Below are 16,196 nucleotides of genomic sequence, written 5' to 3'. Positions count from 1 at the left end.
AAGATAATGAAAGGTGATCACAAGGAAAGATATCAGCCGCAGCGCATAAATCGAGCACAAAAACGCAAATGAGATGATTAAATATCGAGGATTTGATCGGTGTTGCAGAATTGCCCTAAGACAGGGCAATTAAGAGGTCATGCACTTTCTTTGGGCGTGATTACGCGCCGTTCCAGCGGGCAAAGAGATCTTCCGGCAGTTCGATATCAAAGAGATCCAGCACACGGTTGACGGTTTGATTAATAACATCATCCAGCGTCTGCGGGCGGTGATAAAACGCAGGCACGGGCGGCATAATTACCGCACCAATTTCAGCAGCCTGAGTCATTAATCGCAGATGCCCCAGATGCAACGGCGTCTCTCGCACGCACAGCACCAACGTCCTGCGTTCTTTGAGCACCACATCGGCCGCACGGGTCAGCAAACCATCGGTATAGCTGTTGACGATGCCGGAAAGCGTCTTCATCGAACACGGCAGAATGACCATACCAGCGGTTTTAAATGAACCGGATGAGATGTTGGCGGCGATATCGCGGGCATCATGCACCACATCGGCCAGCGCCTGAACATCGCGCAGTGAAAGATCGGTTTCCAGTGCCAGCGTCTGTCGGGCAGCCTGACTCATCACCAGATGGGTTTCCACATCCGGAAGAGTACGCAGCACCTGTAATAAGCGTACGCCGTAAATAGCACCACTCGCGCCAGAAATACCAATGATGAGTCGTTTCACACAAACCGCCCTGTTTCCATAATGGTGCAAACTTTGCCGGATTACGGCGCCAGACGCAACCGTGATGCGTGACTGTCGGTGACCGAACTTTCACGTGCCACCAGACGTACCGGTAATAGCAAGCTCCTTTCACTCTCATCATTCATCAACAACTGGAAAGCGTCACGTCCGAGCTCGCGCTTATCGACCGCCACCGTTGAAAGCGGGGGATGCGCCCACGCGGCGGCGTCAATATCATCAAAACCGACAACCGCAATCTCCTCCGGTACGCGAATACCACGGCGAGCGCATTCGCGCATTGCCACCAGCGCCGCCACATCGTTGTACGCAAAGATAGCATCAGGAGGCTCGGGGAGCGCCAGCAGTCGGGTCATGCCATCCACCAGCGCATGCTCAATATCTTTCACTGGCGGGACTTCAATACGGTACTCCGCAGGCAGCGTCAGTCCGGCATCAAACAAAGCCTGCTGGTAGCCCTCGACGCGCTGACGAATACTGTAGTGACGTTGCGAGGTGCCAAGAAACGCGATACGCGTTCTGCCCTGCTCCAGCAGATGGCGCGTCGCCACAAAACCGCCATGGTAATTATCCGGATTGACACACGGAAAGTCAGCCGCCCACAAATCGACCAGCGCCACCGGTAATGTCGTTAAGCGCAGCTCCGCCAATACTTCGGGCTCCAGATAGCCCGCACAAATTAACGCGTCCGGCTGATGCAAGTTTATCAGTTCAGCCACAACATCATCCGGGCCAATGGGTTGAAAACTCATCGCCACTTCATGTTCCCGACAGGCATCTGCTACGCCCAGCATCACCGTGGAATAAAATGGCAGCGCGCTGGCAATGTTATGTTCGCGATGCAACAGAAACAGCAGACGCTTGATACGCCCATTACGTAAACGACTAAAGTCATATCCCTGTGCCTGCGCAATCGACACAATACGCTGGCGCGTTTCGTCGCTTAATCCTGGCTGCCCTTTCAAGGCTCGTGACACCGCAGCAATAGATACGCCGCTGGCTACAGCGATATCTTTGATTCGAGTTTTCTTAACCATTTCATTTATTTTCCGGCGATTAACCACAACGTCCATCAGAGAATATCATGCAGTGGATGAATACGAATAACTGAAGCATTAATTTTTACTAAACAGTTTATTAAAAACAAGCTCCAAATCACATTTCACCCTCAACAAGCATAGATTACACGGTCAATTGCGATAAGGATCACTCTTTAAGATTTATTTCTAGTAAAAATAAGATCAATTTCACCCTTTCAAACACCTCCTGTATACCACGCCCCCTCCCAGGTTCTATGCTCGGCGCCGTTAGATATTTACTAAAAACCGTCAGAGATACGCCGTAATGACTTTTTAAATCATCACACCCTGTTCGAGGATTGGTTATGACAATTGCTGATAACCTGGATACTGATGTAAAGACAGTTGATGCGGGGGAGAAGCTTTCTACCCGCGAAAAGATAGGCTATGGATTTGGCGATGCCGGCGGGCATTGCATCTCCGATTTGATCAGTGGTTTTTTACTGTTTTTCTATACCGACGTTTTCGGCTTAAGCCCCGCGATTGTCGGCATCATGTTTTTTGTTCTACGTATTTTCGATGCCGTCTCCGATCCCGTCATGGGCATTTTGGCTGACCGAACCCGCAGCCGCTGGGGGCGATTCCGCCCGTGGCAGCTGTGGACTGCGCTGCCGTTGGGCATTATCGGTATCCTGACGTTCACCGTCCCGGATATCAGCCCCAACATGAAAATCGCCTGGGCATTCGGCACCTATTTCCTGCTATCTCTCGGCTATACCGCTAACAACGTCCCTTACTGTGCGCTGATTAATGCCGTCACCAATCGCCCCGATCAGGTGATGTCCTGCCAGTCCTGGCGCTTTGTATTAAGCGGCATTGCGGGGTTCCTGGTGTCTGTAGGATTACCGTGGATGGTTGAGTTCTTCGGCCACGGTAATCTGGCGAAAGGCTACCAGTACGGGGTTGCCGTGCTGTGTGGTATTGGCGTGGTGATGTTTTTACTGTGCTTCTTCTGGGTCAAAGAACGCGTACCGCTGTCGGTGGTGGGTAATTTTACGATCCGCCAGCACCTTGCTGGGCTGCGTAAAAACGATCAGTTGCTGATGATGCTGGTGATGTCGTTCCTGCTGGTGAATATTCTGTGTATTCGCGGCGGTGGCTATATGTACTTTATTTCCTACGTGCTGGAAGGCGGAGCCGGGTATATGTCGCTGTTCTTCGGCGTACTGACCATCGCCGGTATTGCCGGTGCCATGATTGTAAATCCGCTTTCACGCCGTTTCGATATGGTGCGCCTGTATTACTACACCAACCTCATTCTGGTGGTGTTTGGCATCGCGATGTGGTTCCTGCCAACCGGGCCGCAATACCGCATGCTGTGGTTGGGCTGCATTGCGCTTAATAGCGTGATCCTTGGATTCACCCTGCCGCTGCACTTTTCGATCATGGCGTTTGCCGATGACTACGGTGAGTGGAAAAACGGCGTGCGCTCAACCGGGATGAACTTCGCCTTCAACCTGTTTTTCATCAAGCTGTCGTGGGCCTCCTCCGGTGGCATCATCAGTATTCTGCTGATCATGGTGGCCTATCAACCGGGGTTGGAAAACCAGACCGCGGCCTCGCTTTCGGGCATCACGTTGATACAAAGCATCGTCCCCGCCCTATTCCACCTGGCACTGGCGTTGTGCCTGCTTAAATGCCGCCTGAATGGGCCAATGATGGAACGTATTTCCTCCGATCTTCACCAACGACATTCACACATTTCTTGAGGTAACTATGATGCAGTCTGATGTGATTGAAGCTGATTTAAACAACATCACCATTACCGACCCCTTTTTGGGTGAATACCAGCGCCTGATCCGTGACGTGGTGATCCCATACCAGTGGGAAGCGTTAAACGACAACATTGCCGAGGCAGAACCCAGCCACGCGCTGGCTAACTACCGTATCGCCGCAGGCCTTGAGCAAGGTGAGTTTTACGGCATGGTCTTCCAGGATAGTGACGTCACTAAATGGCTGGAAGCGGTGGCCTGGTCTTTAAGCCAGAAGCCCGATGCCGCGCTTGAAAAAACCGCTGATGAGGTGATTGAACTGCTGGCCCAGGCGCAGTGTGAAGATGGCTATCTCAACACCTGGTACACCGTTAAAGAGCCTGAGTTACGCTGGAGCAACCTCGCCGAGTGCCACGAACTTTACTGTGCCGGGCATCTATTTGAAGCAGCAGTGGCATTCTTTAACGCCACTGGCAAACGCCGCTTGCTTGAGATCTCCTGCCGCTTTGCCGATTACATTGATAGCGTATTCGGCCCGAACGAAGGCCAACTGCATGGCTATCCGGGGCATCCAGAAATTGAGCTAGCATTGATGCGTTTATTCGAAGTGACCCAGGAACCGCGCTACCAGGCGCTGGCCTGTTACTTCGTCGAGGAACGTGGCAAACAACCGTACTATTACGATATCGAGTCAGCAAAACGCGGCGGCACCCGGCACTGGATCGGATGGGGCGACGCCTGGCCGGGAATGATCAAAGACAAGACATACACCCATGCACACAAGCCGCTCTCTGAGCAGAGCGAAGCCGTGGGTCACGCGGTGCGTTCGGTGTACCTGATGACCGGGCTTGCGCATATTGCGCGCATGACGCGCGACGAGGAGAAGCGTCAGACCTGCCTGCGCATCTGGAACAATATGGTTCAGCGTCGGATGTACATCACCGGCGGCATTGGCTCACAAGGCATTGGTGAAGCGTTTACCAGCGACTACGATCTGCCCAACGATACCGCCTACGGCGAAAGCTGCGCGTCCATCGGCCTGATGATGTTTGCCCGCCGGATGCTGGAGATGGAGGGCGATGCCCACTATGCGGACGTGATGGAACGTGCGTTTTATAACACGGTGCTCGGCGGGATGGCGCTGGACGGTAAACATTTCTTCTACGTTAACCCGCTGGAAACGCACCCAAAAAGCATTCCACACAACCATATTTACGACCATATCAAACCGGTTCGTCAGCGCTGGTTCGGCTGCGCCTGCTGCCCGCCAAATATTGCCCGCACCCTGGTTGCTATTGGTCACTACATTTTCACCCCACGCCCGGACGCACTGTTTATCAACTTCTACGCCGGGAGCGAGGCACAATTTACGGTTAACGGGCAGACGCTGGCGCTAAACATTTCCGGCAACTATCCGTGGGATGAACGGGTTACTCTCACCATCATCCAACCGCAGGCAGTCAGCCACACGCTGGCGTTACGCTTGCCTGAATGGTGTGAGGCACCATGCGTGCAGGTAAATGGGGAAATAGCGCAGGGTAAGATTATCAAGGGCTACCTGCATCTGCACCGTCAGTGGCAAGCTGGAGACATCATTACCCTCAATCTGCCTATGACCATTCGCCGCGTCTATGCTAACCCACTGGTGCGTCATGCGGCGGGCAAAGTCGCTATTCAGCGTGGGCCGCTGGTGTATTGTCTGGAAGAAGCGGATAACGGCACCGAACTGCATAACCTGTCGCTGCCAAAAACAAGCGAGCTGCGGGAAATTCAGGGCACGGGCGTGCTCAAGGGCAAAATATTGCTGCAAGCACAGGGGCAACGCGTGCTGACCGCTGAGGGCGAGAAACCGTTGTACAGCTTCGATAATCGTCAGACGTCGGTCGAAAAACAGACCTTAACCTTTATTCCGTGGTTTAGCTGGGCCAACCGGGTAGAAGGCGAAATGCGGATTTGGATGGACGAGGTGTAATAAAAAGCCGGATGGCGGCTACGCCTTATCCGGCCTACAAAGCGAGTGGAACGTAGGCCGGATAAGACGCAAAGCGTCGCCATCCGGCATGCCTTGACTCACCCTTCGTTATGCATCTCTAAACTTTCAACTTCATTGAGCAATTGAACGGCTTTGGCGTCGTCATTGCGCAGTGAGTCGAGGAAATCAAGATAAGCCTGGTCAACATCTTTGGTCACATACACGCCATTAAACACTGAACATTCAAACTGCTGAATATCGGGGTTCTCCGCACGTACCGCTTCAATCAGATCGTTGAGATCCTGGAAGATAAGACCGTCTGCGCCGATGATCTGGCGAATCTCATCCACTTCACGCCCGTGAGCGATAAGCTCGGTGGCGGTTGGCATATCGATACCGTAGACGTTCGGGAAGCGAATTTCCGGAGCCGCTGAGGCCAGGTACACTTTCTTCGCACCGGCTTCACGCGCCATTTCGATAATCTGTTCGGAGGTGGTGCCACGCACAATGGAATCGTCCACCAGCAACACGTTCTTATCGCGGAACTCAGCGCGGTTAGCGTTGAGCTTACGGCGTACAGATTTACGACGCAGCTGCTGACCCGGCATGATAAAGGTACGGCCAACGTAGCGGTTTTTCACAAACCCCTGGCGGTACGGTTTATCCAGAATGCGGGCGATTTCCAGGGCGATATCGCAAGAGGTTTCCGGAATAGGAATCACCACGTCGATGTCGAGATCTTCCCATTCACGCGCAATTTTCTCGCCAAGCTTGGTGCCCATATTAACGCGGGCGCTGTAGACGGAAATTTTGTCGATAAAGGAGTCCGGACGCGCAAAGTAGACGTATTCGAACAGGCACGGGTTACTGACTGGGTTATCGGCACACTGACGGGTAAACAGCTGCCCTTTCTCAGTAATGTAGATAGCTTCGCCAGGCGCGACATCACGCAAGAATTCGAAGCCCAACGTATCCAGCGCTACGCTTTCGGAGGCCACCATATATTCGGTACGACCATCGCCAATATCACGCTTGCCCAGCACCAGCGGGCGGATACCGTTAGGGTCGCGGAAAGCAACCATACCGTGGCCGATAATCATCGCCACGCAGGCATAGGCACCGCGGATCTGGCGATTGGTTGCTGCGATCGCGGCGAAAATGTTATCGGCTTCCAGCGGATAGTGACGGAAGTTATCCAGCTCGCTGGCAAAGATATTGAGCAGGATTTCAGAATCGGAAGTGGTGTTGATGTGACGGCGTTTTTCTTCAAACAGCTTTTGACGTAACTCATGCGCATTGGTCAGATTGCCGTTGTGCGCAAGCGTAATACCGTACGGGGAGTTGACGTAGAAAGGCTGAGCTTCAGAAGCACTGGAGCTGCCCGCTGTTGGATAACGCACATGGCCAATACCCATGTTGCCCTGCATACGTTGCATGTGGCGAGCTTCAAAGACATCGCTGACCAGGCCGTTCGCCTTACGCAACCGGAAGCAGTTGTTGGCATCAATGGTGATGATGCCAGCGGCATCCTGACCACGGTGCTGAAGCACCGTTAGCGCATCATAAATCGACTGGTTAACCGGCATGACACCGGCGATACCGACAATACCGCACATACGTCTTTTCCTCGTTCAGCAACGACCCAAGGTTTATACCTTGGGCAAGAAACTTGACGAGCTTTGCAGGTAGTCAAAAAACCATCTGATGACGGGTGAGAAATAGGGAATAAACTGCGAGTGTAGCCAGTCATCGCTTTTCGCCATTCCGGTAAAAGTGTCGAGGAAAAACAAGATAGCGGCGATAATCAGCACCCCACGTAAAGCGCCGAAGCAGATCCCCAATACCCTGTCTGTACCCGACAGACCGGTTTTTTCCACCAGTTGGCCTATCACATAGTTCACGATAGCACCAACGATGAGCGTCACGATAAACAGCGCCGCAATAGCAATCCCATTTCGAACTCGTTCATCTTCAAAGCCCGTAAACCAGACAGACAGTTCCGTGTAGTAATGGCTGGCAACATAGAAGGCACAGCCCCAGGTTACCAACGATAACGCTTCACGAACGAAGCCGCGGATAAGGCTCACTAAGCAAGAAAAGCCCAGTACCGCGATAATGGCATAATCAATCCAGACCATAAATGTCCCACGATTTTACGCCCTGTCATCCAGTTCGGGCGCATTCTAACAGAAAAAGAAAACGTTTGCGTAGGGATTTCCTTCCCTGGCATAAATAAAAAATGGCGCTGAAAAAATATTCAACGCCATCGTTTTTTGGTCGTTTTCAGCGTTGTCCAGACCCCTCACCCTAGCCCTCTCCCCGCAGGGGAGAGGGAACCGTAGAGAGCCGTTGATAAGTTCGGTACCGGCTTTCACTCTCGCCCCTATAGGGAGAGCGACCGCTGAGAGCCGTTGTTAAGTCCGGCACCGACTTTCTCCCTCGCCCCTCTGGGGAGAGCGACCGTAGAGAGCCGTTGATAAATCCAGCTCTGACTTTCTCCCTCGCCCTTCTGGGGAGAGCGACCGTAGAGAGCCGTTGATAAATCCGGCACCGACTTTCTCCCTCGCCCCTCTGGGGAGAGCGACCGTAGAGAGCCGTTGATAAATCCGGCTCCGACTTTCTCCCTCGCCCCTCTGGGGAGAGGGCCGGGGTGAGGGGAAAAACCTTCGCCCTAGTTCGGCGTGTATCCCATCACTACGCCACTTAACCCCGACAACTGTTTCAGCTCGCCAAGCGAACCTTTCAGCTTATCTTTCGAGGCATCTGGCCCTACCAGAATTCGGGTAATTTTACCCTGAACTGGCGTCGAAGGCGACGTGTAAGCACGGTAGCCTGCACCGCGAAGGCTGGCGACAATTTCGTTCACCTTATCGGCATTCTTCAACGCGCCAAGCTGCACGACATAGGCTTTACCTACCGGCGCGGGCTTATCTTCCGCGGCTGGTTTCGGTGGCGGCGCAGTTACGGTAGGTTCGGTAACCGGCTGTGGTTTAGGCTTCGGCTTTTCGACCGGCTTCGGTTTTGGTAGCTCCGCAGCAGGTGGGATCTGTTCCAGATCGCCATTGCCATTGACTGCCAGTCGGCTGGAGTCCAGTGAAGGTGCCGCAGCATCCCCCGCTCTCACCTCTTCGGCAGCCCCCTCAGGCGGCTGCGCTGGCAGAGCCTGAGTCGCTGTAGGCAGCATATCAGGCTCGTCGCGGTCACCCGGTTTTGGCACCAGTGGAATCGCAGCAAATTCATCCTGATAATGTTTTTTTTGCCCGTCAAGCAGCCCTGGCAGCACAATAACGCCCAGCGCAACCAATACTATCGTCCCAACAAGACGGTTTTGAAACTTACTTGCCACCGGCTCTCCCCGCGTCTAACTCTTCCATCACATGCGCTACCGTGTGGAATGATCCACACACCAGCACCGTATCTTCAGGCGCTGCGTCAGCCATGGCGGCATGCCATGCTTGCGCAACGCTGGTATAAAGGGTTCCCGCACGCAGCTGCTCGCGCAGCTGCTGGGCCGTCGCACCGCGCGGTCCTTCAAGAGGCGCGCAATACCAGCTATCGACCACTTCATCCAGGCATGCCAACGTACCGGCAATATCCTTATCATGCAGCATACCAATAACCGCCAGTACTCGCCCGGTTTTCGGCAATGATTTGAGACGCCCGGCAAGGTAGGCCGCGGCATGGGGGTTGTGCGCAACGTCCAGGATTACCCGCGGTTCAAGTTGGATGATCTGGAAACGGCCCGGCAGGAGAGCGTTAGCGATACCCTCGCGGATAGCCTCTTCGCTCACAGCAAGCTGGCTTGCTCGCAGTGCCGCCAGCGCTGTTGCCGCATTGGGCTGAGGCACCTGGGGTAACGGCAGCCCGCGCAATTCGCCTTCAGCGTCGCTGAACGTCCAGCTATCGTCCTCAACCGTATAGCGCCAGTCAACATCACGCTGACGCAGCACCGCGGCTTTCTCACGTGCGACATCGGCGATAGTGTGCGGCATATCAGGTTCACCGACAATTGCCGGGCGTCCACCACGGAACACGCCTGCTTTTTCGCGGCCAATGCTTTCGCGGTCTGGCCCCAGCCAGTCGGTATGATCCAACGCAATGCTGGTCACCACCGCAACATTCGCATCCACGATGTTGGTGGCGTCCAGGCGTCCACCCAAACCAACTTCAAGGATCACCACATCCACTTTCGCCTGTTTAAACAACCACAGTGCCGAAAGCGTACCGTATTCAAAATAGGTCAGCGACGTATCGCCGCGCGCCGCTTCGATCGCCGCAAAAGAGGCGGTGTGCGCACTTTCAATCAGTTCGCCGCCCTGCACACGTACGCGCTCGGTGTAGCGAATCAGATGCGGGGAGCTATAAACCCCAACGGTATAACCCGCCGCCATCAGGATGGCTTCCAGCGTACGGCAGGTCGTACCTTTACCGTTAGTGCCCGCCACGGTGAATACAAATGGCGCTGGTTGAAGCACGTCAAGGTGTTCAGCGACCAGACTGACACGCGCCAGGCCAAGATCGATGGTTTTTGAGTGGAGGTTTTCCAGATAAGAAAGCCACGTAGCCAGGGGCGACGTGGCCTGAGGAATAAGATGTTTGTCCATGGTGTCGCAACGTCCAACAACGGTGAGTAGAAGCAAAAAGGGCAGAGCCATCCGGCCCTGCCCTTTGCATTATCAGGCCTCTGGTTCCTGATCCGGTACCGGCGGTACGACCACGCTTTCACGCGGTGCATCCGGGTTTGGTGCCGGGAGATTCATCAGCTTCGCCAGGACGCTGGCAAGCTTCAGACGCATTTCAGGGCGGCGAACGATCATGTCGATTGCCCCCTTCTCGATGAGGAACTCACTGCGCTGGAAGCCCGGCGGCAGTTTCTCACGAACGGTCTGTTCGATAACACGTGGACCCGCAAAGCCGATCAGCGCTTTTGGCTCAGCGATATTCAGGTCACCCAGCATCGCGAAGCTCGCAGAGACACCACCCATGGTTGGGTCGGTCAGCACGGAGATATACGGTAAACCGCGTTCCTGCATTTTCGCCAACGCCGCTGAGGTTTTCGCCATCTGCATCAGCGACATCAGCGCTTCCTGCATACGTGCGCCACCGGAGGCAGAGAAACAGATCAGTGGACAGTTATCTTCCAGCGCCTGCTCAACAGCACGGACGAAGCGCGCGCCAACAACGGAACCCATTGAGCCGCCCATGAAGGAGAACTCAAAAGCCGCAGCAACAACCGGCATGGTGTGCAGCGTGCCTTTCATGACAATCAGCGCATCTTTCTCGCCGGTTTCTTTCTGAGCAGAGGCCAGTCTGTCTTTATACTTTTTAGAGTCACGGAACTTCAGCAGATCTTTTGGCTCAAGTTCGCTACCCAGCTCAACCAGGGACCCTTCATCCAACAGGCTATGCAGGCGATTACGCGCTGACATACGCATGTGGTGATCGCACTTCGGGCAAACCTCGAGGTTACGCTCCAGCTCCGCACGATACAAAACCTGACCACAGCTATCGCATTTGGTCCATACCCCTTCCGGGATGCTCGCCTTACGGGTAGGTGTGATGTTACTTTTAATTCGTTCAATCCAGCTCATTGATAACCTTTCTGCCTGAACCTGGTCGATGCCAGTTTTGCCATTAAGGGGGCGCGCATAATGCCACTTTCGCCCCTCATAGACCATGAATGTTGCACATTAAAACATAACAGCCCGAAACTTGGCATAAAAAAGTGGTCGAACCGCGAAACATGCCGTAGCAGGGCACGGCTGAATCGTGCCCTGTGTATTATGTTTATTTAGCCTGTTTGGCTGCCGCGCGACGGTGACGAATCACCTCGATAACGCCGGGCAATATCGACAGCACGATAATCGCCACAATCAGCAGTTTCAGGTTTTCCTGAACGATAGGCAGGTCGCCAAACAGATAGCCCGCGTAGGTGAACAGCAATACCCACAGCAGCGCGCCGGTGACGTTATAGAGTGCAAAATGACGATAGGACATATGTCCCATTCCCGCCACAAATGGCGCAAATGTTCTGACGATCGGCACAAATCGCGCCAGGATTATCGTCTTACCGCCGTGCTTATCATAGAACGCATGCGTTTTATCGAGGTAGCTACGACGGAAGATTTTCGAGTTCGGATTGCTAAAGAGCTTTTCACCGAACACTCTGCCAATCGTGTAGTTCACCGCATCCCCGATGATGGCAGCAATCACCATCAACACCACCATCAGGTGCACGTTCAGGTCATTGGTTGGCAACGCGGAAAGCGCGCCAGCAACAAACAGCAGCGAGTCGCCCGGTAAGAATGGCGTCACCACTAATCCGGTTTCACAAAACAGGATCAAGAACAAAATGGCATAAACCCAGACGCCGTATTGCGCGACCAGCTCCGCCAGATGCACATCAATATGCAGGATGAAATCAATTAAAAAACGAATAAGATCCATATTGTTTTAGCCCCAAATGACTACGTTAGTCCGCCAGGAAAAGCGGCCCCATCGGCACGGAAGGCAGCTCAAAGTGTGCGGGGTAGTCTACCGCCACCAGATACAATCCTTCCGCTTTCGCCGTCGCCGCGGCAAGCGTCCTGTCTTTTGCCGCCAGCAGTTCTGCAATCCAGCTCTCTGGCTGGTTTCCTGCGCCAACTTCCATCAGGCTGCCAACAATATTCCTTACCATGTGATGCACAAAGGCATTCGCTTTGATGTCCACCACAATGTACGCGCCGTAGCGGGTCACGTTGATGTGCATCATATTTCGCCACGGCGTGCGTGATTGACACTGCACAGCACGGAACGAGGTGAAGTCATTCTCACCCAGTAAGCTTTGCGCCGCGCGATGCATCCGCTCGGCGTCCAGCGGCTGATGATAATGCGTCACGCCCTGGCTCAACACCGCCGGACGCAGCCGGTGGTTGTAGATAATGTAACGATAGCGACGCGCCGTGGCGCTAAAGCGGGCGTGGAAATCATCGGGTACAGCTTTCACCCAACGCACCGCAATGTCTCCAGGCAAATTCGCATTTGCGCCTAACGTCCACGCCGCATCTTTACGTGCAGCGTGAGTTTCGAAATGCACAACCTGACCGGTGCCGTGGACACCGGAGTCGGTACGACCTGCGCAGAAGACGTTGATCGGTTCATTCGCTACCTGCGAAAGCGTTTTTTCCAGCTTTTCCTGCACGCTGCGCACTTCATTTTGCCGCTGCCAGCCGTAGTACTTGCTGCCGTCGTACTCAATGCCCAGCGCAATTCGATAGACCGGCAGCTGCTCAATGTCGGACATTAGTACAGATACTCCTGCACCAGCTTCTCAGCCGTTTTCACCGCCATCAACGCGCCGCCGAAACGAACGTTATCGGCAACCGACCAGAACTGGATCTGCTCTGGCATACCATAATCATTACGTACACAGCCGACCGAAAGGTGAGCACTGCCGGAAGCATCGCCAACCTGAGTCGGGAATTCACCCTCTGCGGACAGGGCGATATCTTCGCCGCGTTCAAAGGCATCACGCGCTTCTTCCGCTGACAGTGGACGCATCGCTTCGAAGGTGACCATCTGCGCATGGCCGTAGAAGACCGGAGTCTGAACGACGCTTGCGGAGATAATCAGGCCATCGTCCTGCAGAATTTTACGCACCTGATCAACGATACGGCGCTCGTCAGGTACGCTGCCTTCACGGTCTGGCAGCAGTGGCAGCATGTTGAATGCCAACTGACGGCCGAAGAAATCGTCTTCGTCGATAGGAATACCGTTGAGCAGTTTGGCGCTTTGTCCCGCCAGCGCATCAACCGCTTTTTTACCGTGTGCGGAAGCTGAGAGCAGGTTGGTTACACCAATGCGAGCCAGGCCACCGTCATCAATCAGGGGCTTCAGGGCGCTCAACAGTTGACTGGTCTGGCTGTCAGCGACGGCAACCAAATTACGGTTGCGGTAGTCAGCCAGGACAAATGGATTCACGTCAGGCACAACCAGCGGGACATCCGGTTCAAGGGCAAACAGGCCACTGAGGTCAATAATCAGACAGCCCGCGTTACCGGCTTCTTCGGCATAGGTTGCTGAAGCTTCTTGTCCGGCGACAAAAAAGGCCAGCTGCGCCTGAGTCCAGTCAAACTCTGCGGCATCCTGCACCATTACCGATTTACCGTTAAAACGCAGATTCTCACCCGCGCTTTCGTTGCGCGCCAGCGCGTAGATATCACCCACCGGAAACTCACGTTCAGCAAGGGTTTCAATCAGGGCGCGGCCCACGGCGCCAGTTGCGCCCAGAATGGCAATGTTCCAGCCTTCAGACATGGTGATTTACTCCAGAAAAATAGCGCCCCTGCCGGAGTATCCGACACGGGCATTAAGAAGATATTAACGATGTACGGCGTTAAACCCGATTTGTTGCAGCAGCGCAGCGGCGGCAGCGTCGTCGCATTCCACGGTGAGCGAAGACCATTCACGGCGCTCAAGATAGTTCTTGCGCAGCTTGTCAAACTCACCCGGGATCCCGGCTACTTTTCGCAGCGGTGCGTCATCGCGGCGCACATCATACACTAAATGAACCAGTCTTTTCAGCGTCGGCTGATCGAGCGGCCCGTGTAACGTAATATGGCCAAATTCCGGCGCGGGTAGCAGTGAGGAAAGCGCCACTTCCTGCGGCTGGCCGATAAACTGGCTGTAAGCTTCAAACACTTGGGTAGTGCCGCGCGCTTTGCCTTCCAGGGTGTAGCCCGCAATGTGGGAAGTGCCAAGATCCACTTTCGCCAGCAGCGCTAAGTTGAGATCCGGTTCTGGCTCCCAAACGTCCAAAACGACGCTGAGATCCTGGCCCGCTTCCAGACACGAAAGCAGTGCAGCGTTATCCACCACTGGGCCACGGCAGGCGTTGATTAAAATCGTTCCCGGCTTCAGGCGGCGAATCAGCGTTTCATCGGCCAGATGCAGGGATTTGTATGCGCCTTCTTTATACAATGGCGTATGGAAGGTCAACACATCGGCTTTCTCAACCAATTCGTCAAGCGAGCGGAAATCACCCTCGTCGCCATTATCCGCACGCGGTGGATCGCATAGCAGCGTTTTGATCCCCAGTGCTTCCAGCCTTTTTTGTAAACGGCCGCCAACGTTACCCACCCCAACGATGCCGACGGTGCGTTCGGTCAGCGCAAAGCCATCACGTTCTGCCAACATCAGCAATGCAGAGAAGACGTACTCGACAACGGCAATGGCGTTGCAGCCAGGTGCTGCGGAAAATCCGATCCCTGCCTGCTGCAGCCAGGACTGGTCAACGTGGTCAGTGCCCGCCGTCGCCGTGCCGACGAATTTAATCGTTTTATCGGCCAGCAGCGCTGCATTGACTTTCGTGACGGAACGCACCATCAGCGCGTCGGCGTCGTTTAACGCCTCCACCGGGATTGGACGACCAGGAACAGCGCTGACCTCACCCAAACGGCTGAAAAGTTCGCGGGCATAGGGCATATTTTCATCAACAAGGATTTTCACGATTAGTACCTGTCTGAGAACGAGAGTAAACGCGGGAAGTGTGCCATAATCTCGCCGCCAGGCATACTTACGCCTGGCGTCAGTAAAGCAATATGGAAAGGATGAATCATGACACACCCCATTTCAGGTATGCCTGCGCGCCCTCCGGGGGCCGGTACCCCTCCCCTCTCCCCGGCTGGAGAACAGCCGCTAAGTACCCAGCAACGTACCGTGCTGGAACGATTGATCACGCGATTAATCGCCATGACTTCGCAACAAAATGCCGAAGTCTGGGCGGGGGTTAAACATGATCTGGGCTTGAAGAATGATACGCCCTTACAGGCGCGCCACTTTCCCGCTGCCGAACAAAATCTGATTCAACGTATCGGCACCGCCGAGCAGAAACTGAGCACGCGTCAAACGCTGTCTCAGCTCACTGAGCTGCTGGGTCAGGGTAATAATCGCCAGGCCGTCAGCGACTATATTCGCCAACAGTTTGGGCAGACGGCCCTGAGCCAACTGACGCCACAGCAGTTGAAAAGCGTATTGCTGCTATTACAGCAGGGACAATTGTCCATCCCGCAGCCGCAGCAACGCCCGGCAACCGATCGCCCACTGCTTCCGGCTGAACACAATACGCTGAATCAACTGGTGACCAAAGTGTCTGCCGCTACCGGTGATTCGAATAAACTTATCTGGCAATCTCTGCTCGAACTCTCCGGTGTCAAATCAGGGGATACGCTGCCGGCTAAGCACTTTAACGCGCTGGTGACGCTGTTACAGGCGCGACTGACGCTAAGCACCCAAGCGGCCCCAACGCTCAATACGTTGCAGGCGGCATTGAAACATCCAATGGAATCGCAGGAATGGCAGTCGGTACGTGATTTTGCCCAACAGCACTGGAACGGTACACCGCAGACGGTACTCACACCGGTGCAAGTTCAGGAGTTGCTGAATCTGCTGTTCTTAAAACGTATTGAACGCGAGCGCGTGGCACACACGCTAGAAGCGCGTGACCTGCAACCGATATATGCCCCATTTGCCCCGGTGATAACCTCACTGAAATCACTGTCGGCACGGCCAGGGTTGGCGTTTGTGGTGGTCATGGTGGTGTTTGCATTGTTGTGGCTGGTGCTGTAGTTACCCGTACAGATCCCGGAGTCGGCGTAAACGCCTCGTCCGGGCTACAAGAGCACCCTACCGTAGCCCGGCCAAAC

14 protein-coding genes are annotated in these 16,196 nt (G+C 54.4%); 3 read left to right on the top strand and 11 right to left on the bottom strand.

Going from position 1 to position 16,196, the window contains the following annotated elements; genetic code table 11:
• Positions 1-160 precede the first annotated feature (160 nt).
• Both U0026_RS07445 and U0026_RS07440 read right to left on the bottom strand, forming a co-directional pair.
• Complete coding sequence (locus U0026_RS07445) at positions 161-730, bottom strand: UbiX family flavin prenyltransferase (RefSeq protein WP_062772671.1); 570 nt, start codon at positions 728-730, stop codon at positions 161-163.
• Positions 731-771: 41 nt separating this feature from the next.
• Positions 772-1,785 carry a LacI family DNA-binding transcriptional regulator gene (locus U0026_RS07440; RefSeq protein ID WP_062772809.1) on the bottom strand — a complete coding sequence of 338 codons (1,014 nt, stop codon included), beginning with the start codon at positions 1,783-1,785 and terminating at the stop codon, positions 772-774.
• Positions 1,786-2,132: 347 nt separating this feature from the next.
• Between U0026_RS07440 and U0026_RS07435 the strand changes: the two genes are divergently transcribed.
• Together U0026_RS07435 and U0026_RS07430 are read left to right on the top strand one after the other, a co-directional pair.
• Positions 2,133-3,536: an MFS transporter gene (locus tag U0026_RS07435; RefSeq protein ID WP_062772673.1), complete on the top strand. Its 1,404-nt coding sequence runs from the start codon at positions 2,133-2,135 to the stop codon at positions 3,534-3,536.
• Between the two features lie 7 nt (positions 3,537-3,543).
• Positions 3,544-5,511, top strand: a complete 1,968-nt coding sequence (locus U0026_RS07430) for a glycoside hydrolase family 127 protein (RefSeq protein WP_062772676.1) — start codon at positions 3,544-3,546, stop codon at positions 5,509-5,511.
• A gap of 98 nt (positions 5,512-5,609) precedes the next feature.
• Here the strand turns inward: U0026_RS07430 and purF are convergent, their stop codons facing one another.
• The 9 genes from purF to pdxB all read right to left on the bottom strand — a co-directional run bounded on the left by purF (position 5,610) and on the right by pdxB (position 15,000).
• Positions 5,610-7,127: an amidophosphoribosyltransferase gene (purF, locus tag U0026_RS07425; RefSeq protein WP_062772679.1), complete on the bottom strand. Its 1,518-nt coding sequence runs from the start codon at positions 7,125-7,127 to the stop codon at positions 5,610-5,612.
• A gap of 33 nt (positions 7,128-7,160) precedes the next feature.
• Entirely contained in the window at positions 7,161-7,649 is a 489-nt protein-coding gene (cvpA, locus tag U0026_RS07420; protein WP_062772681.1) for a colicin V production protein, read from the bottom strand.
• 533 nt (positions 7,650-8,182) lie between these two features.
• Complete coding sequence (gene dedD / locus U0026_RS07415) at positions 8,183-8,857, bottom strand: cell division protein DedD (RefSeq protein ID WP_062772684.1); 675 nt, start codon at positions 8,855-8,857, stop codon at positions 8,183-8,185.
• Complete coding sequence (gene folC, locus U0026_RS07410) at positions 8,847-10,115, bottom strand: bifunctional tetrahydrofolate synthase/dihydrofolate synthase (protein WP_062772812.1); 1,269 nt, start codon at positions 10,113-10,115, stop codon at positions 8,847-8,849. Before folC ends, dedD begins: the two co-directional genes overlap by 11 nt.
• A gap of 72 nt (positions 10,116-10,187) precedes the next feature.
• The gene (gene accD / locus U0026_RS07405) at positions 10,188-11,102 is read right to left on the bottom strand and encodes an acetyl-CoA carboxylase, carboxyltransferase subunit beta (protein WP_062772687.1); all 915 of its coding nucleotides are present in this window, start codon (positions 11,100-11,102) and stop codon (positions 10,188-10,190) included.
• Positions 11,103-11,298: 196 nt separating this feature from the next.
• Positions 11,299-11,958 carry a DedA family protein gene (locus tag U0026_RS07400; RefSeq protein ID WP_062772690.1) on the bottom strand — a complete coding sequence of 220 codons (660 nt, stop codon included), beginning with the start codon at positions 11,956-11,958 and terminating at the stop codon, positions 11,299-11,301.
• Positions 11,959-11,983: 25 nt separating this feature from the next.
• On the bottom strand, positions 11,984-12,796 hold the full coding sequence (gene truA, locus U0026_RS07395; RefSeq protein ID WP_062772693.1) for a tRNA pseudouridine(38-40) synthase TruA: 813 nt from the start codon (positions 12,794-12,796) through the stop codon (positions 11,984-11,986).
• Positions 12,796-13,809, bottom strand: a complete 1,014-nt coding sequence (locus tag U0026_RS07390) for an aspartate-semialdehyde dehydrogenase (RefSeq protein WP_062772696.1) — start codon at positions 13,807-13,809, stop codon at positions 12,796-12,798. The genes truA and U0026_RS07390 overlap by 1 nt, the downstream gene beginning before the upstream one ends.
• Positions 13,810-13,872: 63 nt before the next feature.
• Positions 13,873-15,000, bottom strand: a complete 1,128-nt coding sequence (pdxB, locus tag U0026_RS07385) for a 4-phosphoerythronate dehydrogenase PdxB (RefSeq protein WP_062772699.1) — start codon at positions 14,998-15,000, stop codon at positions 13,873-13,875.
• 108 nt (positions 15,001-15,108) lie between these two features.
• Between pdxB and flk the strand changes: the two genes are divergently transcribed.
• Positions 15,109-16,119 carry a flagella biosynthesis regulator Flk gene (gene flk, locus U0026_RS07380; RefSeq protein ID WP_062772702.1) on the top strand — a complete coding sequence of 337 codons (1,011 nt, stop codon included), beginning with the start codon at positions 15,109-15,111 and terminating at the stop codon, positions 16,117-16,119.
• Positions 16,120-16,196: the final 77 nt, after the last annotated feature.

Source organism: Kluyvera intermedia (assembly GCF_034424175.1).
Taxonomy (GTDB): Bacteria; Pseudomonadota; Gammaproteobacteria; order Enterobacterales; family Enterobacteriaceae; genus Kluyvera; species Kluyvera intermedia.
This window is presented reverse-complemented; position numbering and strand designations above follow the sequence as displayed.